16 protein-coding genes are annotated in these 19229 nt (G+C 32.3%); 3 read left to right on the forward strand and 13 right to left on the reverse strand.

Annotated elements, in window-relative coordinates; translation table 11 throughout:
• The first annotated feature begins 53 nt into the window (after positions 1 to 53).
• Complete coding sequence (gene clpX, locus Q1B37_RS02545; protein WP_299603405.1) at positions 54 to 1286, forward strand: ATP-dependent Clp protease ATP-binding subunit ClpX; 1233 nt, start codon at positions 54 to 56, stop codon at positions 1284 to 1286.
• A 104-nt stretch (positions 1287 to 1390) separates the two neighbouring features.
• Here the strand turns inward: clpX and Q1B37_RS02550 are convergent, their stop codons facing one another.
• Positions 1391 to 1732, reverse strand: coding sequence for a hypothetical protein (locus Q1B37_RS02550; RefSeq protein ID WP_299895056.1), 342 nt, complete (start codon positions 1730 to 1732; stop codon positions 1391 to 1393).
• A gap of 232 nt (positions 1733 to 1964) precedes the next feature.
• A complete protein-coding gene (locus Q1B37_RS02555) occupies positions 1965 to 3497 on the reverse strand; it encodes a GH3 auxin-responsive promoter family protein (RefSeq protein ID WP_299895059.1) in 1533 nt (510 codons plus the stop codon).
• A gap of 124 nt (positions 3498 to 3621) precedes the next feature.
• On the opposite strand from Q1B37_RS02555, the gene Q1B37_RS02560 reads away from it, so the two are divergent.
• Complete coding sequence (locus Q1B37_RS02560; RefSeq protein WP_299895061.1) at positions 3622 to 4419, forward strand: DUF2797 domain-containing protein; 798 nt, start codon at positions 3622 to 3624, stop codon at positions 4417 to 4419.
• On the opposite strand, the gene Q1B37_RS02565 is transcribed toward Q1B37_RS02560, so the two are convergent.
• From Q1B37_RS02565 to Q1B37_RS02610, 10 genes are all read right to left on the reverse strand, one after another.
• The gene (locus Q1B37_RS02565; protein ID WP_299895063.1) at positions 4412 to 5866 is read right to left on the reverse strand and encodes an aminotransferase class V-fold PLP-dependent enzyme; all 1455 of its coding nucleotides are present in this window, start codon (positions 5864 to 5866) and stop codon (positions 4412 to 4414) included. The genes Q1B37_RS02560 and Q1B37_RS02565 overlap by 8 nt on opposite strands.
• Before the next feature lie 95 nt (positions 5867 to 5961).
• Positions 5962 to 6594 (reverse strand): LysE family transporter, encoded by a 633-nt coding sequence (locus tag Q1B37_RS02570; protein ID WP_299895065.1) that lies wholly within the window; start codon positions 6592 to 6594, stop codon positions 5962 to 5964.
• A 99-nt stretch (positions 6595 to 6693) separates the two neighbouring features.
• Positions 6694 to 7140: a hypothetical protein gene (locus Q1B37_RS02575; RefSeq protein ID WP_299603391.1), complete on the reverse strand. Its 447-nt coding sequence runs from the start codon at positions 7138 to 7140 to the stop codon at positions 6694 to 6696.
• A gap of 80 nt (positions 7141 to 7220) precedes the next feature.
• On the reverse strand, positions 7221 to 8495 hold the full coding sequence (locus tag Q1B37_RS02580) for a hypothetical protein (protein ID WP_299895068.1): 1275 nt from the start codon (positions 8493 to 8495) through the stop codon (positions 7221 to 7223).
• A 454-nt stretch (positions 8496 to 8949) separates the two neighbouring features.
• Complete coding sequence (locus Q1B37_RS02585) at positions 8950 to 9393, reverse strand: hypothetical protein (RefSeq protein ID WP_299895071.1); 444 nt, start codon at positions 9391 to 9393, stop codon at positions 8950 to 8952.
• Between the two features lie 27 nt (positions 9394 to 9420).
• Positions 9421 to 10677, reverse strand: a complete 1257-nt coding sequence (locus Q1B37_RS02590; protein ID WP_299603385.1) for a hypothetical protein — start codon at positions 10675 to 10677, stop codon at positions 9421 to 9423.
• A gap of 376 nt (positions 10678 to 11053) precedes the next feature.
• Complete coding sequence (locus tag Q1B37_RS02595) at positions 11054 to 11491, reverse strand: hypothetical protein (protein ID WP_299603383.1); 438 nt, start codon at positions 11489 to 11491, stop codon at positions 11054 to 11056.
• A 38-nt stretch (positions 11492 to 11529) separates the two neighbouring features.
• A complete protein-coding gene (locus tag Q1B37_RS02600) occupies positions 11530 to 12798 on the reverse strand; it encodes a hypothetical protein (protein WP_299603381.1) in 1269 nt (422 codons plus the stop codon).
• A 394-nt stretch (positions 12799 to 13192) separates the two neighbouring features.
• Positions 13193 to 15820, reverse strand: a complete 2628-nt coding sequence (locus Q1B37_RS02605; RefSeq protein WP_299895074.1) for an AsmA family protein — start codon at positions 15818 to 15820, stop codon at positions 13193 to 13195.
• 77 nt (positions 15821 to 15897) lie between these two features.
• Positions 15898 to 16623, reverse strand: a complete 726-nt coding sequence (locus Q1B37_RS02610; RefSeq protein WP_299603376.1) for a queuosine precursor transporter — start codon at positions 16621 to 16623, stop codon at positions 15898 to 15900.
• A 110-nt stretch (positions 16624 to 16733) separates the two neighbouring features.
• Between Q1B37_RS02610 and folK the strand changes: the two genes are divergently transcribed.
• Positions 16734 to 17864 (forward strand): 2-amino-4-hydroxy-6-hydroxymethyldihydropteridine diphosphokinase, encoded by a 1131-nt coding sequence (gene folK / locus Q1B37_RS02615; RefSeq protein WP_299895077.1) that lies wholly within the window; start codon positions 16734 to 16736, stop codon positions 17862 to 17864.
• On the opposite strand, the gene Q1B37_RS02620 is transcribed toward folK, so the two are convergent.
• The gene (locus Q1B37_RS02620) at positions 17861 to 19180 is read right to left on the reverse strand and encodes a dipeptidase (RefSeq protein ID WP_299895080.1); all 1320 of its coding nucleotides are present in this window, start codon (positions 19178 to 19180) and stop codon (positions 17861 to 17863) included. The two genes, folK and Q1B37_RS02620, sit on opposite strands and share 4 nt — an antisense overlap.
• Between the last annotated feature and the right edge of the window lie 49 nt (positions 19181 to 19229).

Here is a 19229-nt window from a genome sequence, read left to right on the forward strand (position 1 = left end):
CTAGTATTGTCTGTTGTTAGATTGTAACGGACAAATTTTTGAAATAGATAATTATGCCGAAAGAAGAATTAGAATGCTCGTTTTGTGGAAGAAAGAAGCCGGAGACTAATTTGCTTATAGCAGGTCTGGATGCTCATATTTGTGATCGTTGTATAGTTCAGGCTCATGGAATTGTGGTTGAAGAAGCAAGAGATGAAGAGACAGGAGAGTTAAGCTCCGAATTGATGCTTCGTAAGCCTATGGCGATTAAGAAGTTTCTTGATGAGTATGTAATAGGTCAGGAGTTTACTAAAAAAGTAATGTCTGTTGCTGTATATAATCATTACAAAAGATTACTGCAACCTAGTACCGATGATGATATTGAAATACAGAAGAGTAATATCATTATGGTTGGTCAAACCGGAACTGGAAAAACACTAATAGCTAAAACGATTGCTAAGATGCTTAATGTGCCTTTGGCTATTGTGGATGCAACAGTTCTTACTGAAGCGGGATATGTAGGGGAAGATGTAGAGAGTATTTTAACACGCTTGTTACAGGCGGCAGATTACAATTTAGAAAAGGCGCAACGAGGTATTGTGTTTATTGATGAAATCGATAAGATCGCCAGAAAGAGTGATAATCCAAGTATTACACGTGATGTTTCTGGAGAGGGAGTGCAGCAAGCTTTACTTAAGTTATTGGAAGGAACTATAGTAAATGTTCCACCAAAAGGTGGGCGTAAGCACCCAGATCAAAAATTCATCGAGGTAAATACTGAGAATATTCTTTTTATCGCTGGAGGGGCTTTTGATGGTATCGAAAGTTCAATACAGAAAAGATTGAATATGCAGGCAATGGGCTTTAGTGCTTCTAAAACAGAGGATACTATAGAAAAAGATAATTTGTTGCAGTATATTATACCAAAGGATCTAAAGGATTTTGGTTTAATTCCGGAAATAATAGGTCGTCTTCCTGTATTATCGCATATGAATCCACTGGATAATCATACCTTAAGAGCTATTTTAACAGAGCCTAAAAATGCTATTATCAAGCAATATAAAAAGTTGTTTGAAATGGATAATATCGAGTTTACGATAACACCAGGAGCATTAGACTATATAGTAGAAAGAGCGGTAGAGTATAAACTAGGAGCTAGAGGATTAAGATCTTTATGTGAAGCAATTTTAACAGATGCTATGTACGAATTGCCAGAAAGTGAAGAAAAAGAATTAAGAGTTACTAAGGACTATGCCGAGAAGAAATTGAATAAGTCTACAATAAATAAACTAAAAGCAGTTTCTTAAAAGGAACGAAATATAAATAATGTAAAAAGCTCATTAGTACTATACTAATGAGCTTTTTATTTTTAGAGCTAATGCTAAAAAAGTAGTGATTTGTAAAAATAGTTTTACTCTTCCTTTTCAGAGTATAAAACTTCATCTCTTTTCTTAGAAATTATTTCTTCGGTGTTTTTGATTACCAAATCTGAACTATTTTTAAGATCTATATTAAATCCATTTTTAGATATTAAAACTTCATAAAAAGCAGTTTTAGAAGTTTCACCATAACAAACTTTCTTGTTGTCGGTAAGGATATCATTTGCAGAAATATCTAATGTTTTAAGTTTAGTTGTAGAAACTTCTAATGTTGAATTGTTGTTGGTGGTAGTGTTAATAGTTTTGCTCTTTTCCTGTGCGGAAATTGAAAGAAAACAAGAGAAAAAAACAATGCTTAGTATAAACTTTTTCATATTTTGGGACATTTAGAAGTTGTAACTATCTGGTAACAAATTTAATATGAAAATTTCCTCAGGAAAAGAGAATTTTAAAGTTTTAGATAAATCGTTTTTTTTAATCGATGAAGTACTCATTTTCGACGAAAAAACAAATATTATTACGTAAGTATTTTACGTTAAAACCGTATTTTTTAAAATCATTTTTTAATAAAATTGGTAGAAAAAATCTAAATAATACCTAAAACAATTATAGGGTAAACGAGTTAATTTTATTTAAGACCAGTAACTCATCCATATACTTTCTGGAGTTAGAAAGACGAGGTATTTTGTGTTGTCCTCCTAATTTGTCATTCTTTTTTAGCCAGTCATAGAATAGATGAGGTCTTGCTTTATTGATTTTTAAAATATTTAATGTAGTGTTGTTATATCGCTTAGCTTCGTAATCACTATTTATATTCTGGAGATTTTGATCCAATAAGTTTGTAAATAGTTCTAGGTCATCTGGTAATTTGTTGAATTCTATCATCCATTCATGAGCTCCTTTTTCTCTTCCTTCCATAAATATAGGAGCAACCGTGTAGTCTACTATTTCGCTATTAGTTTCTTTTGTAGTTTTTCTTAATGCTTCTTCTGCATTTTCGATAATCAGTTCTTCCCCAAACACATTGATATGGTGTTTGGTTCTTCCAGAAACCTTTATTCTGTAGGGGTTGGTAGATGTAAATCTAACCGTATCACCAATTTTGTATCTCCACAGACCAGCATTGGTAGTGATAATAACAGCATAATTTACTCCTATTTCTACTTCGCTTAATGGAATAACTTTTTCATCATTTGTTCCATAAGTGTTCATAGGAATGAATTCATAAAAAATCCCGTAGTCTAGCATCAATAATAACTCAGAAGATTCGTTTCGATCTTGAATGGCGAAAAAACCTTCAGAAGCATTGTAAATCTCATAATATCTAAAGGAGTCACCAGGAAATATTTTTTGATATTGATCTCTATAGGGTTCAAAGCTGACACCACCATGAAAATATACTTCTATATTATTCCAAATCTGGTAGATATGATCATTTCCTGTAGTTTCTAAAACCTGATTTAATAGCACTAGCATCCATGAAGGCACACCAGCAAGACTAGTTACATTTTCTTGTATAGTTTCGTTAACAATAGCAATCATTTTGGTTTCCCAATCACTCATTAAAGAAACTTCATTACTAGGTGTAGAACTATATTCCGCCCAAAATGGCATATTGTCAATTATAATTGCGGATAAATCACCAAATGAAGTGCCATTTTCTTTATATAATTCTTTGCTTCCGCCTAAACGAAGACTTTTTCCTGTGAATAATTTTGAGTTTTCGTTATTGTTAAGATACATGCAAAGTAGATCCTTTCCAGCTGCATAATGACAATCTTCTAAAGATTCTTGGCTTACAGGGATAAACTTGCTTTTCGCATTTGTAGTTCCGCTGGATTTTGCAAACCACTTTATGGGAGTAGGCCAGAATATATTGTGTTGCCCCAATCGGCTTCGCTCGATCATTTCTTCATAATCTTCATAAGATCTTATAGGAATTCGCTCTTTGAAAGTTTCGTAATTATGTATAGAAGAAAAATCGTACTGTTTACCAAACTCAGTATTTCTAGCGGTTTCTAATAAAACATGAAGTAGTTCTAGTTGTACCTCGTTTGGGTATTTCAGAAAAAGCTCCATCTGGTGAAAACGCTTTTTAAGAAACCAGCTAGCGATAGAATTGACTATAGGGATTGGCATTTTTTGACGTATCTTTGAGCTTTAATTATTATAAAAATGATTGTGTAATTATTTTCGTAGGAAACTAAAATAATAAAAATAATTACATTTTTTTTACTGATTTAACTTTATAACTAAACTTTTCATGCAATATCAAGGAGTTTTGACAAAGATGCAAACCGAGATTGGCGATCCAATACAGTATTATTTAGTGTTTGATTCTGATTTTATTCATGTGAATCAGTTGTTAGGTAAAACATTAAAAATAAGTTTTGTTGGATATCAGTGTTTAGCATGTGGTAAAAACAAAAAAATATACAGACAAGGATATTGTTATGATGATTTTTACAATCAGCCACAGGTAGGTGATTGGGTAATGCGTCCAGAATTGAGCAAAGCGCACCTGGGAGTAGAGGATAGAGATCTCGAATTTGAAAAGAAAGTTCAGTTGCAGCCGCATATTGTGTATTTGGCTAATTCTAGTAATGTAAAAGTAGGAGTTACCAGAAAATCGCAAGTACCAACCAGATGGATTGATCAAGGTGCACATGAAGCTATAGAAATTGTAGAAGTGCCAAATAGGTATCTAGCAGGTATTACAGAGGTTGCGCTAAAAGAGCATGTAGCTGATAAAACCAATTGGAGAAAAATGCTCAAAAATGAGATTGAAGATGAGAATTTGGTAACCTATAGAGATCAATTAAAAGCATATATTCCTGATGAGGTAAAAGATTATTTTATTGAAAATAATACGGAAACTGAACTAAGCTTTCCTGTATTAGAATATCCAACGAAATTAAAGAGCTTAAATCTAGAAAAAACACCAGAATACACTGGTGTTCTTAAAGGTATCAAAGGTCAGTATTTAATCTTTGAAGATAGTACGGTTTTTAATGTTAGAAACAATGAAGGTTATGTGGTTCAATTAACAATGCTTAATTAGCAAATTCTTTTGCTAATAATTCTTCTCCAAATACTTCACATTGTGTAATTGTTTCTTTTATATGATCTAAAGTAGTTCTAGGGTTTATAAGACACATTCTTAATACTACTTGACCAACTAAAACCGTGGTCACTAATAATGCTTCTCTGGAATGCATTATTCTTTCAGAAATTTTTTGATTGATTAGATCAATTTCTTTTTCTGATAAGTCTCTGTCTATAGGGTTGAATCTAAAATTGATAACGGCCAATGTTGCAGGAGAAACAACTTCCCAGGTAGAACTTTTTCTTAATATAGTTTCTGTTTGTTCGGCAAGTTCTATGTTATATTGGATTGCCTTTTTAAAGGCGTCTAGACCAAAAGTTTTTAGAGACATATAAAATTTTAAGGCTCTAAAACGTCTGGTTAACTGAATTCCATGATCATAGAAGTTAATTTCTGATTGATTTCCTTCTACATCTCTTAGATATTCTGGTTGTTCTCTAAAAGTTCCGCTTAACCAATTATGATTTTTAACAAGTAAACAACCCATTTCATACGGCTGGAAAAACCATTTGTGAGGGTCAACCGTCAATGAGTCTGCTTTTTCAATGCCTTTGAGTAATTTTTTACCATTATTTGCAAGAATTGCAGCGCCACCATAAGCGCCATCAATATGAAACCACAGTTTCTCCTCTTTACAGATTTTTGCAATTTCGTTTAATGGATCTACAGTACCTGTATTGGTGGTTCCTGCCGAGGCTATAATACAAAAAGGATCTAGTCCCTGAAGACGATCTTTTGCAATGGCGTTTTTTAATTTATTAAGTGATATTTTAAATTCTAAGTCAGTGGGAATAATTCTAATTTGACTTTTCTTAAAACCAATTACTTTAATTGCTTTAATGTTAGAGGAGTGGGCTTGGTCAGATAAATAAATAACTGCCTTGGAGAAATCATCTCCGCATTTAATTCTTCTTGCAGTAACTAATGCAGTTAAATTAGCCATGGATCCTCCGCTGGTAAAGATGCCTCCACCTCTTTTCTTTCCAAAACCAAAAATTTCTAATAACCAGTTCATTGTTAATATTTCTAATTCTGCTGCACCTGGAGAAGCGGCCCATCCTCCAGAAAAAATATTAAAACCTGTAGCTATCGTATCTGCCATAGCACTGATATAATTGCTAGGCCCTGGAACAAATGAGAAGGATTTAGGATGTGTTACAATGGTGCTTTGAGGAATTACTTGATCCATTACAAAATTCAATACATCGTGTGCATTGGTTGGGCTGCTAGGAATGTCTTCTGTAAGTAGTTCATCCATTTCTTCTCTGGAAGCAATGGCAACTGGTTTTTTGGAATCTTGAGTTCCAAAATGTGAAACAATATGGTCTATAATAGCGTAACCATACTTTTTCATGTCTTCTTTAGATAACTGTAACTTTGCGTTCAGATCCTGTTCGTTCATAAGTGTCTTTTATAGAAATCTGATGCAAATGTATAGGGTTTTTAATGATTTGTATTAGTAAAATTCGGTAGAAAAAGAGTAATTACTATAGGATATTAGATGATGAGCAGTTTTATTCCTTGAACAAGCGAAATGCAGATTAATGCAATACCGATAATACGGAATAATTTAGTTTTTGAATCTCCCGGTTTATTCGCCATTCGATTTCCCCATTTACTATATAAATAAAGAGTGCTAATTTTGCCCATGTATATTCCAATAAAGAATAAAAATAAAGCTGCCAAAGATGTTTGAAGGGAAAGTTCAAAGAAATGTTTGTTGATTAAAGAAATGGCAACAATCCAATAGAGTACAACAGGAGGGTTTAGGAAAGCTAATGAAAATCCGGTAAGAAACTTAGATGTGCCAAATTGTATTCTTTTTGATTTTCTTTGATGATTTGAACTTTTCTTATACAATAAAAAGTAAACGCCTACAATTGAAAATGCTATGATGGTTATTATCTGTATCCACTGATTGTTTTCGAAAAAACCTGTAAGTTCCATGCTACAATGCAATGCAAAAAACGCCAATAAAACTTCACCTATTCCTGCGGCTAAAGCTATTCGAAAAGCTTTTTGAGTATCTTCCTTAATGGTAGTGTTGATAACAGCGATATTGACTGCTCCAAGTGGTAGTGCTCCAATGGTAGAAATTAAAATTCCGAGAATGAGATAAAATGTGATCATATCCCATTAGTAGAGATTTTTAAAATTCCCTTACAGAGTTGTCTGTTAATTTGTGTGAGAAAAAGAGTGTCAATTCTTAGTAAAAGAGATGGAGAAAATCTAAAAGCTTCTCGTAACTCCTATTCTCATTTTTTTAATAATGTCTTCAAAGTAAAGAATAGTTAAAATGATCTTTTCGGTATCTGCATAGGGAACCAGTTCTTCTATAGATGTTTGGAAAACGTTGACAGCTTCTTCTGCGGTTTCTGTACTTTTTTTAAGTGATTTTATATGACCAGAATCTTCTTTGATCCCTAAATCCGCTAATCTAACATCCGGTTCGTTCGTTAAAGATAAAAAAGGAAGAACGGTTACGATTTCTTTTATTCTATCTTGATACAGCTTAATAAGCTCTCCTTTTTTGAGATTTTCAAGATCGCTTATGGTATGAAATTTAGTGATTTGATGTTTTTTCTGAAAAAAAATGGCTTCATCTTTTTTCTGGCCATGTGTGTTTTGGATGAATAGAAAAAAGATGAAACCTATTAAAATATTTGATTTAAGCATAATGTAAATGATCGTATTTATTCAAGTATCAGATTTGGGGCGCTGATTAGGGTACAAAAAAGGTATAAATGGTATGTGATTTATTGCATTACCATATAATTGTTCATAGCTTTTTTTAATTGGAATTTTGGTGCGGTTTTACTATTTGGATCTTCAAATAACTTGTCAACGCTTACGAAGTCTTTAGTAAATCTATTGTATTTCAAAATATTTAATACACCAGTGTTTGGTTTATAGCTTACTTCTACACCTTCTCCGTGGATATTAAAGAAGCTATTGTCCATTTTGAAAGCTCTTTCTAATACAGCTAAGGAAGTATATGACTCATCAAACTTTACTACGTTTGAAAATCCTGATATTTTAGAGTTGTGTAAATATACTAATGCTGAATTTGTTGCTGATATTGCAGAAGCTGTATGGATATAGTTCGAATTATCAGAAAGATTCACAAATGTCGAATTAGTGATAGCTACATCAGATACCGCATTTGGCTTAAGAAAGCCTTGATCTTTGTTATAACCATCAATTTCTATTGCATAAGATCCTTTAGGGCTATTAATATACGGATGTCTAATTGCCATTAGATGATCTAAATCTCCCTTAAAACCTTCAGAAATTTGGAAGTCGTCATCTTCTGCTTTGTAAGAAAGTACATTGGTAATATTATTTTGCCCTCCCGCAAAACTGAAAGAATCCTGGCCAGAGTAGCTTACCATGATATGATCAACTATAGAGGCTTGCCCAATACCATAAAGAGATAAGCCGTTATTATTTTCTGATCCCATTGATTTGTTTCCTGGGAATTCTATTCTAACATATTTTAAAACTGTAGTTTGCTCTTCATGTTTATTTCCACCATACACAGCATATTGTGGGTTGATTTTACCTTGGATTACTGAATTTCCAGAAACAGAATTAACTTTACCAGATCCAGCAATAATAATACCACCCCAGTCTCCACTAGCTCTAGACTTGGAAGCTTTATTGGATGTAAACACAATTGGGTAAGCCTCAGAGCCTACTGCTATAAGTTTTGATCCCTTTGTAATGATAAGTTTACCAGGATTTTCGTGATCTCCTCTTATGATTGTTCCTTCTTGTATACTCAAAATAGCGTTCGCAGTAACATAGACATCACCCGACAATAGATATACAGAACTATTGCTTAGGTGTGTGTCTTCTGTAATGATATTAGGTATTATTTCGTCTGCTTCTGGGTATTCTGTAGAATTTGGTGTAAAGTTAGCCCAACCTTTAATCCATTTACCATCATTGGTATTAAAATCTTGAGCTGTGGTATTAAAAAATAAGAAAGAACATAAAATAGATGTAATGAAAGCGCATCTTAGTTTCATAAAAGTTTTATTTTGGGGTTATCGATTTAGAAGAAAATTCTTTCTTCTTTATTAGCGATACTAAATTAAAACTCTTTTCACAAAGTTGGTTACGTGTTTACCGTAATATTTGTACGTTCATCGTTATTTTTATGTATTTTATGAAAATATTAGGAGTAATTTTCTTACTTTTTTGAGTAAAAATAGTTGATAATCAGGTTCTTATGATTTGTTTGTTTTTTTTGGGATAAAAATTTGAAGAAATAAGTTTTTTTAAAAATTATTTTTTGTATTAATTTTTATTTTTTTAAATAAACAACTGATTATCATTAATTTAACAGTGTTTATGAAATTTGTATAAAAATTGATTTTTTTGGGGAATTTTGAAATGATTTATGGTTTGTAGGACAATAAAAAATCTTACACAAATATTATTTGTCGATTATTTTGTGGTTTTTGTCGATGTTTTTTACGGTTAAATATTTCCGTCTTTTCCTAATCGCATTTTTTTGATCATTTCTTCAAAGTATAAAATTGACCAAATGATTTTATCTGTATCTGAATAAGGAACTAATTCTTTGATGGTGTTAGTAGTATATTCAAATGCTCTATCAGCTATTTCGTTATTTTTCTCTACGACTTTTAAATTATCAGAATCTTCTTTTATTCCTATGTCGCTTAAACTTGTTCCGGGTCTGTTAGATAATGATAAGTAGGGTAGTACTACAAATATTTCTCTGGTACGTTCTAAATATAATTCTATTAATTCTCCTTTATTTAGGTCTTGTAACTCATCGATTGTATGGAATCTAGTAATTAGCTTACTGTTATCGAATAAAACTCCTTTTCTTTTTACTTGGGCGTTTAGAGAGCTTATTAATACTAGAAATACTGTTATTGTTAGGATTGTTTTTTTCATTTTTGTTAGTTTTAAATGTCTTTAGTGTTATTGAACTACCATATAATTGTTTAATGAGTTTTTTAGTGAAAAATCAGGGTTTGTTTTGTCTAAGGGAGCACTAAAAATCTCTTCTGGCTGCTTAAATGATTTAGTAAATCTGTTGTATTTCAATAAGTTAAAAGTGCTATTTTTAATATCGTTATGTGTGATTACGCCCTCTTTGTGTACATTAAAAAAACTGTTATCTAATTTGAAAGCAGTTTCTATCATGCCAAGCGTAGAAAATGTTTTATCTAATTGTACAACGTCTGAAAAACCTGAGATACTTGAGTTGTTTATGTATAATTCGCCAAGATTGTTTATAGATATTGCTGCTCTGGTGTGTGTGTAATTGCTTTCATCCACAAGGCTAATTAGAGTTGCTCCTGTTATGTCTATGCTAGACAATATTTTAGTATTATCAAAACCTATTTTTTTATTGTATCCATCTACCTCTATTGCATAAGAACCATTATTACTAGTTATGTACGGATGTTTAACAGCAACTATATTAATAAGTTCTCCTCGATATCCTTGGGTAAAGTCAAAATCGTCATCATTCGCTTTGTAAGAGATTAGGTTTTTGGAAGTTGAAGATCCACCATGCCATTCGAAAGAGTCATCTGCAGAATAACTAACCATTATATTTTCAACTACAGATGAGTTGCCTAAGGCATATAATGATAACCCATTGGTGGATTTGCCAGCATATTCTATTCTTATGTAACGTAAAACGGTTGTTTCTTCATCAATATTATTTCCTCCAAAAATGGTGTATAAAGGATTGAATTTCCCTTTTATGATTCCTTCTCCTTCAATTGTATTTGCTTTTCCAGAGCCGATGATTGTAATTCCGCCCCAATCTCCACTTTTTCTGGAGTTGCTCGATTTGTTAGAAGTAAATACTATAGGAGCTGATTTTGTGCCATCTGCTATTAGTTTAGATCCTCTAGTAATAATGAGGTTAGTAGTTTGATCTGTATCTGCTTTAATTAAAGTTCCTTCTTGAATTGTTAAAGTAGCATCATTGGTTACATAAACATTTCCGGAAATAAAATAAATAATATCACTTCTTAGATAAGTGTCTCTATCTATAATATTAGGTAGTTGTTCTTCGTAATCAGCATAATTAGTTTTATTAGGAGAAAAATTAGTCCAATCTTTCATCCATTTTACATTATTTGTATTGAAATTATTTTGAGTAAATCCGGAAACCGAAATTGCAATAAATAAAAATAAACTTAGTAAATCTCTTGTTTTCATAACGCTATCTTTTAAGTTCTACTTTCATTAAACCGTTAGTGATGATTTGTTTTTTATAAATCGTGCTTTATAAATTTGTGATATCGTTTAGTTCGGGTTTATAAGAGAAAGATTACAAGAAAAATGATTTATTAACACTTTTTAGGATATTTTCTAACGTAAGAAAATCAATTTTTGTTGTTGTTTTTCAGAAGGTTATGGTTTTGGGATGCCTTGTTTAAAGGGAGGTAATATGATTGTGAGAATTTAGAACTGGTATGAAATATTTTAAGTTTTAGCTTTTAGAAGTAAGGTTAGTGTTTGTTAGAAAATGTATAGTATAAATCAAAAAAAAAGCAGCCTTTTGAGGCTGCTTTTATAAATAATCCTTGTTTTTTTAAAAATTCCCATTGACTCCAATTCGAATTTTTTTAATCATTTCTTCGTAATAAAGTATAGACCATATTATTTTTTCAGTATCGGCGTACGGAATAAATTCTGTAATAAGATTACTGGTACTTTCAAAAGCTTCTGTTGTAGTTTCATGATGCTTTTTTAAAAGCTTAAGATTATCAGAGTTTTCTTTGATTCCAATATCAGATAAACTTACGTTTGCTTCGTTGGATAATGCGATATAAGGCAATACAGTTATAACTTCGTTAACTCTTTCTATATAAAGCTTTACGAGTTCTCCCTTTTTCAGTCCTTCTAACTGATCAATAGTATGAAACTTTTTTATGAGTGTTCTTTGGTCAAATAAAATATTGCTTTTGGTTTGAGCAAAACTTACGGCAGTTATAAATAAGGTGAAAAATAGGATGGTAATCGATTTCATTATAAGAGTATTAGTTTAATTATGGTAAATTTAAAAATTTACTGCATAACTGTATAACTATCACGGGATTGTTTTAAAGTAAATTTAGGATTTTTTTTGTCCAAAGGATTTTCGAAAAGGTCCGCTGCACTTTTAAACTGAGTCGTGAACATATTATATTTTAATAGTTTTTGAACATCTGTTGTTCCTGCTAGACGTGAAACAACATTCTGATCATGAACATTAAAGATGCTATTTTCTAAAGAGAAAGATTGTTGCAGGTTGCTATAAGATGTATAAGAATTATCAAATTTTACAACATTAGCAAAACCCGATATTCTCGAGTCTGAAAAATTTAGTTGCGCTAAATTTTTAGAAGAAATAGCGGCCGATGTATGCTGGTAATTACTATTGTCTGATAGGTTAATGAGTGTTGCTTCTTTTATTCGTACTGTGGATAACTGTTTAGCAGTTAGCCCAGATTTTTTGTCATATCCGTCAATTTCAATTGCGTAAGAACCGCTTATATCCGAAATATATGGATGTCTTATGGCAACAATGTTATACAATTCACCTCTGTATCCCAAAGTAAAATCATAATCGTCATCTTTAGCTTTATAAGAAACTAAATTATTTATATCTAGTGTTCCTCCAAAGAATTCAAATGAATCGTCAGCAGAATGACTGATCATAATGTTATTTAAAATTGATTTTTTTCCTACAGCGTATAACGAAAGACCATTTAGTTCTTTAGATTGGTTGATTTTTTTTCCTGCGTATTCAATTCTAATATAGGTCATGATCGCAGTCATTTCATCATCATCATTACCGCCATATAATGAGTATTGCGGTAAAAAGTTTCCTTCTATTACTCCTGATGGCGCTGGAGAGTTTATAGTAGCTGAACCAGCGATTACAATTCCGCCCCAATCACCACTTTTTCTAGCTTTAGGCGATTTGTCGGAAGTGAAAACGATTGGCTGTCCTTTTAAACCTCTAGCGATTAACCTGGATCCACTAGTGATTACCAAACTTGTTGGAGTTTCTGTGTCACATCGTAAAATGGTTCCTTCCTCTATGGTTAATGTGGCGCCATTGATTACATAAACATTTCCAGAAAGAAGATACGTGAATTCATTAGACAGATAAGTGTCTTCATCAATAATATTAGGAACATCACGATCGGCTTCAGGATATGCTTCGTGATTAGGGTCAAAATTTGTCCATCCTTTCATCCAGCTCATCGAACTATCATTCATCGCGTTTTGAGAATATGATAATGATGAAATAAATAAAAGAAATACAATGGGGAAAATTGCTAGTTTCATAATTTATACGTGGGGATTATTTTTAATGTAAAATTATAACTATAAGCATAAGTTAGTCAAAATGTAACTTTACTAAATAGTTAATCTAAGTGTTAAAAAATTATTGTTTAGTTTACAATGAATTGACTAAAAAAATAAATTGCAACAGTGACGGGTGTTATTTGTGAAGTTCTAATAAGACGTTTTTTTAAAAGGTTTATAAATGAGTTATCCCAACTATAACCTTTACTTTTTTTTGTATATCCCAGTACTAAAGTACTAAGAAATAAACGTAAAAAAAATTAATTATTGTATAAGCTACCATCTGCAATTAATTTTTAAACAAAACGAAATACAGTAATGTCTTGATTAAGAAAACAATAAAAAACCTTAACAACTATTAATTATTATAGATCTAGTTTTTAGTGCCTGTTGTGTCTTTTTTCTTTTTTTTGCCTAAAAAACCTCCTAAAATATCTTTTGCAGCATCTTTTAATTTGTCTTCAGGTTTATCTGATGTAGAGGTGGTGGAATCTTTTTTCTGAGAACCGCCAAGCAAATCTGTTAGTACTTTGGAGCCTTCTCCAATAATTTTGTCTTTTGCCTTGTCTTTTTGTTTGTTTATAATCTGTTGGGTAAGTTGTTTTACTGCTTGACCTGTATTAAGATTGATTTTTGGATTAGAAAAGTTTCCTGATATTCCAACCGGAAGTGCAATCTTCATTTCATTAGTTTCTTGGGCGCTTAATTGTGAGATCAGTCCACCAACTTCATTACCGAGGTATTTTGCAGGTACATCTAAAGATACATTATAATTCATATTCATGTCAAAACTATGACTTCCTCCAGCTGTAATTTTAATGCCTTCGATATCAAAATCGAAAGGTTTTACGTTTATTTTGCCGTCGTCAAAATTTAGCGATGTCTTGATGTCCTTTAGGTTTAGTTTATTAAGGTCTAAAAAGTTTAATTGGTTATCTAAATTAGATAATAAAGGTGTTTGCGAAGTATTTACTTTCGCATTTAGAATTTCTGCTAACGCATTTCCTTTTAACGAATTCAATACTGGTGTAAGATCGTCATTAAGATTTCCATTAAGTTTTATTTGCGTAGTTAAAGCTCCAGTGAGAGCTTTGGCAATAGGTGCTAATCCCTGCAATAGCTCAAGGCTAGCAAAAGATTTAGCGATATTGATTTTACTTAAATCCAAGTTCATTCCAAAATTCGGAGTATCTGTTTTAGTAGATACTTGTCCATTAAACGCAAGACCTCCGTCGAACAGATTGGATGTTACATTCTGTAAATAGGCTGTCTCGTCATTTATTTTTACACTTCCTTTGGTGTTTTTTAATTCAAGATTGTCATATAGTACCTTCTTCGCGTCAAAATTTAAGGTTGCATCTATAAAGGATGGTATTTTCAGGGCGTCATTAGTGGAATTTTCAGTGGTCTCTTGTTCTGTTGTTTCTGATTCCGCAACCATAAAATCATTTACTGCGAATATCTCCGAACTAACATCGAAATTTCCTTTCAGGTCTTGCTTTGAAAATAAAAACCCCATTAAATTTTGTATCGTACCTGCTGCAGCTAGATCAGATTTGCCAGTAGTAACATTCATTTTTTCTAATGTAATTTTTCCTGGTTGAAAGTTGACATTAGCGTTTTCTATTTTTATTTTACTAGGTAATTCAGCTGAAGCATAGGTGAATTTATCTAAACTTATAGTTCCAGAACTTTTAACATTTTGATATTGCTCCTTTTCTAAAGACTCCATATCAAAATTGGTATTTACATTTGCCTTCAATATTCCGTTTAGTTGTTGTTCTAGCTCCATTGGATACGCCTTGTCTAGGTTAGCAAGGTTTAGCGTTCCTTTTACAGCCATATCCACAATCATATTGGAAGTTATTTTTTTTAGACTACCATTAGCAGCAAAAGTATCTTGGTCAATTCTGAAAGTAAGATTGTTTATATTAACATACATGTCGTCGGCTAAACCAGTGTCATTTTTTATTTGAGTATCAATAGTGATATTTTGAACACTTTTTGGAAGATCTGGATATTTGAAAGATGCATTGTTGGAAGCAATTTTAATATCCATTTTAGGGATATAAGTATCATCGGATTTTCCTTTGATCATTCCATTGATTGAAAACTCTCCTGTCGTTTGTACGCCATCTAAGTTCTTTGCGTATGCTTCAGGAATAACAGCAAGAAAGTTTTTAAAATCTGATGTAGGAGTGCTGAAACTAATATCAACATCTGTATACTTTTCAAAAAGTTGCACAAACCCTTTGAACTCAAGAGGTAGCTGATTTACCAAAGCCTTATTCTCTTTAAATGCATATCGCTGGTTTTCCAGATCCAGTTCCAGTGCTGCTTCTAATTGTAAGGCGTTTTTGTTTAAATAATTCGTGTCATCTAAGCTAAAAGATACTTTAGAACTTGATTTAGTGTCTAAGATAATCTTGTCTCCTGACAGAGATCCATCACCGCTATGATTAACATTCGTCATGCGTAAGGCAATTTTACTTACATCATTTTGATACAAAAGCTTACTATTGTTAATCTCATAATGATCTAGTTCAAATGTAAATGAACTACTTTCTTCTTCTTGCACGGATTCTTCTTTTCCTGAAGATTTTACAATATCGAAGTTCGAATTTTCTAAAGAATCTGTTTTAACGGCAATATTAGCTTCGTCTATAATAAATTTTTGTACACTTATTGGATCCGATGCGCCTTTGAATAATTCTTTGATCGACATATCCAAAGATATTTTTTTAGCATACGCAAGCGTATCTCCTTCAAAAGGGGCGAAGTTGATGATAGAAAGTTCTTCAATAATGACAGAAGCTTTAGGGAAACTTCTGATTAAGCTAATGTCAACATCCGCAAAATCAACTTTGGCGTTAACATGTTCATTGGCTAAATAGCGGATCTTATCTTTAATGGTACCTCCGAATAATAAAGGAACTGATATGAGTGCTATTACTAGGACCAGTATAATAATGCCGAATATTTTAAGGATCTTTTTTACCATTATTCTTGCTTTTTATGTAAAGTAACGATTTAACCGTGTATTATGTTGCGGCTCTTGAGTTAACTATTTGTTAGATTTTAATATTCCAAGTTTAATTCCTCACCTGGTTTTAACTGAAATCTTTTTCGAAGACCAAATACGGTTAGGTATAAAAATGGAGTGTCTATAGTAGCTACGATGACCTTAAATAAGAAGCCACTCATAACAAAAGGGATAAAATTATCCCAAGAAAATATTTCATTAAGGCACAGCAAAGAGATAATAGTAACACTATCTATAAGTTGAGAAAGAAAAGTGGAAAAATTATTTCTTATCCAAAGATGTTTTCCTTTGGTCATTCGCTTCCAGAAATGAAAAATCCTTATGTCTATGTATTGAGCAAATAGATATGCGGTCATAGATGCAAAAACAGAGATCAAACTTTTGCCAAAAACTAAATTAAAAGTATCGTTATCTACCTGAATATTTGGGTCGGTTCCAGGATCAATGTAAGCATCTACAGAGGCAGCGCCATAAATTATCAAAAGAGAAAAAACGGATGCAAAAATTCCAGCTGTAACCATGAGATTGGCTTTTTTCTTCCCATAGATCTCACTCACAATATCCGTGATAAGAAAGGTTAATGGATATGGTATAAGACCAACACTTATAGTGAAGGTGTAGATTCCGAAAAAATCCCATTGAAAAAATTTCTGAAAGATGAGATTACAAACAACTAATGAGGATATAAATAACGCTCCAAGAATAAGGTAAATTCGGTAGGCTGTTGCTTTGTCTTTTGGATTTAAAGAAGTTGAATTCAAAATAAAAAATAGTTCATAATACTTCGCACAAAAATAAGGTGAAGTGGTTTTGTTTTCCTTAATTTGCTCTTAAAAATACGGAGTTCCGATTAGATTATAAAAAACCCAGCTTGAAAACACAGCATCGCATACATATTTCTTTAGGAAGTAATATAGGTAATAAGTTAGATCACCTTCAGAAAGCAGTGAATGCTATTTATCACGAACTAGGAGATGTAGTTAAAATATCCAGCGTATATCAAACACCAGCATGGGGTTTTAGCAGTGATGACTTTTATAATGCTTGTGTTCTTCTAAAAACCTTTTATAGTACTACGCAGGTTTTAGAGAAGCTTCTCCAAATAGAGACCTCATTGGGTAGAAATAGAAGTAATTCGGAAGGGTATGAGGCAAGGATTATTGATTTGGATATTATTTTTTCTTCAGAAGGAACAAGTGATACGCAAAGATTACGAGTTCCACATCCTTCTATGCAAGATCGTAAGTTTGTTTTAAAACCGCTCGAAGAGATTGCAAAAGAAGAAATCCATCCTGTTATGAACCTAACAGTAGGTGAGTTGTTGGAGAACACTCCCGATGAATCTGCTGTCGTATTAGTAGAAGGCCAAATTGTAAATCCAAAAGAAAAGTATTTACTGTCTAATGTTCAGTATCTCACTATTGAAGGGAATATTGGCGCTGGAAAAACAAGCCTAGCTCATTTAATTTCCGAAGAGTTTAATGCAAAATTAGTTTTAGAACGTTTTGCTGATAATCCATTTTTGCCAAAATTCTATGAGGATATGGAGCGTTATGCTTTTCCTTTGGAAATGTCTTTTTTAGCTGATAGATATCAACGTCTTCAGGATGATATTGGTCAATTAGATTTGTTTAAGGATTTTGTTGTGAGTGACTATGATGTGTTTAAGTCTTTGATTTTTGCTCAGGTCACATTGCAGGAAGATGAGTATACATTGTACAAAAAGGTTTTTGATATCATGTACAGAGATTTGCCAAAACCCGGACTGTATGTTTATTTGTATCAAAATACTGAACGTCTTTTAGAAAACATTAAAAAAAGAGGAAGGGATTATGAACAAAAAATTCCAGCAGAGTACTTAAATAAGATCAATAAGGGATATTTGCGGTTTATTAAAGCTCAGCCAGATTTAAATGTTAGGATCATAGATATTTCTGAAAAAGATTTTATCAAAAACCGATCAGATTATATTTGGGTATTGAAATCAATTTTGCAACATTAACTTTTCTGAAGGTCAAATGCTACCTTTTGAACTTCATCCAATACGCGCAAAAGATTGCCACTCCATAATTTTTCTATTTGCTCTTCGGTATACCCTCTTTTTACTAATTCTAAGGTTACATTAAAGGTTTCGGATGCATCGCTCCAACCTTCAATTCCACCGCCACCATCAAAATCTGAACTGATACCCACATGATCAATTCCTATTTTTTCTACCATATAATCAATATGGTTAACAAAATCCTCAACATTCACAGCAGGAGGTAAGTCTTTCATTTTTTTAACTTTTGCTCGGCGGATTGCTGCCATTTTACCCAAAAAATCATAATACGTTTCTTTTTCTTCAGTACTTAGCTTCATCACTTCTTCTCGCTCTAACCAGGTAACACCCATAGAATCTGCTATTTGTTTTCCTATCTCAACTTCTTTTATAACTCTCTTTTCAAACTTTTCTGTGTTTAAATAAGAAGTAAAAGCTACTGTTTGTACCACACCACCATTATCTTTTAGCCACTGCAATTGTTCATCGTCTAGATTTCTGCTATGATCACACAAAGCTCTTGCTGAAGAGTGAGAAGCAATAATTGGGGCTTTAGAAAGTTCAATCATTTGGCGCATCGACTCTTTTGAAGGGTGAGATACATCGATCATCATTCCCCATTTATTCATTTCTTTAATTACCTCTTTTCCTAAGTCGCTAAGTCCATTATGTAACCAAATATCATCTGTTTCTCCTGTATTGGAATCACAAAGTTGGCTATGGCCATTATGAGATAATGACATATACCGAGCACCAAGATCATAGAATTTTTTTACATTACTGATATCATTTCCGATAGGATACCCGTTTTCGATACCGATCATAGCAACTTTTTTACCGGATTTATGAATGTTACGAACCTCATTAGAATTTTTGGCTAGTGCTATCTGATCCGGAGCAATCGTATCTACTAAACGATGGATAGCGTTAAATTTTGACATAGCAATTTCGTGGGCTTTTTTAAACCCACTAGCATTTAGTGAATCTTGACCCGTATATACGATAAACCAAGCTACATCTAAACCTCCCTTTTCCATTTTGGGTAAAGTTATTTGAGAATTAAGATCTTGTGTGTAATTAATAGAGTCAGTAAAATTTTTAATATTAATATCACAGTGGGTGTCCAATGTAATTACATTTTTGTGAATCTCCTTTGCTTTGGTAATTATTTGGTCTGCAGTCATAGGTTCCTCATTCTTGGATTCTAATTTAGTTGCCTTTTCATTGCAACTCAGTATAGCTAGAAATAGAACAAGTGCGATCGTGATATTTTTCATTTTGCAATGGTTATATAGCGTTAGTTAGCATTAAACTTACAAAACAAAA

Origin of the sequence: uncultured Aquimarina sp., assembly GCF_947492965.1 — a bacterium.
Lineage (GTDB): Bacteria > Bacteroidota > Bacteroidia > Flavobacteriales > Flavobacteriaceae > Aquimarina.

What these genes read in the sequence shown, in the direction of transcription:
- clpX (WP_299603405.1), top strand. Translation starts at nt 54, where the DNA reads ATGCCGAAAGAAGAATTAGAATGCTCGTTTTGTGGAAGAAAGAAGCCG.
- Q1B37_RS02550 (WP_299895056.1), bottom strand. Translation starts at nt 1,732, where the DNA reads ATGAAAAAGTTTATACTAAGCATTGTTTTTTTCTCTTGTTTTCTTTCA.
- Q1B37_RS02555 (WP_299895059.1), bottom strand. Translation starts at nt 3,497, where the DNA reads ATGCCAATCCCTATAGTCAATTCTATCGCTAGCTGGTTTCTTAAAAAG.
- Q1B37_RS02560 (WP_299895061.1), top strand. Translation starts at nt 3,622, where the DNA reads ATGCAATATCAAGGAGTTTTGACAAAGATGCAAACCGAGATTGGCGAT.
- Q1B37_RS02565 (WP_299895063.1), bottom strand. Translation starts at nt 5,866, where the DNA reads ATGAACGAACAGGATCTGAACGCAAAGTTACAGTTATCTAAAGAAGAC.
- Q1B37_RS02570 (WP_299895065.1), bottom strand. Translation starts at nt 6,594, where the DNA reads ATGATCACATTTTATCTCATTCTCGGAATTTTAATTTCTACCATTGGA.
- Q1B37_RS02575 (WP_299603391.1), bottom strand. Translation starts at nt 7,140, where the DNA reads ATGCTTAAATCAAATATTTTAATAGGTTTCATCTTTTTTCTATTCATC.
- Q1B37_RS02580 (WP_299895068.1), bottom strand. Translation starts at nt 8,495, where the DNA reads ATGAAACTAAGATGCGCTTTCATTACATCTATTTTATGTTCTTTCTTA.
- Q1B37_RS02585 (WP_299895071.1), bottom strand. Translation starts at nt 9,393, where the DNA reads ATGAAAAAAACAATCCTAACAATAACAGTATTTCTAGTATTAATAAGC.
- Q1B37_RS02590 (WP_299603385.1), bottom strand. Translation starts at nt 10,677, where the DNA reads ATGAAAACAAGAGATTTACTAAGTTTATTTTTATTTATTGCAATTTCG.
- Q1B37_RS02595 (WP_299603383.1), bottom strand. Translation starts at nt 11,491, where the DNA reads ATGAAATCGATTACCATCCTATTTTTCACCTTATTTATAACTGCCGTA.
- Q1B37_RS02600 (WP_299603381.1), bottom strand. Translation starts at nt 12,798, where the DNA reads ATGAAACTAGCAATTTTCCCCATTGTATTTCTTTTATTTATTTCATCA.
- Q1B37_RS02605 (WP_299895074.1), bottom strand. Translation starts at nt 15,820, where the DNA reads ATGGTAAAAAAGATCCTTAAAATATTCGGCATTATTATACTGGTCCTA.
- Q1B37_RS02620 (WP_299895080.1), bottom strand. Translation starts at nt 19,180, where the DNA reads ATGAAAAATATCACGATCGCACTTGTTCTATTTCTAGCTATACTGAGT.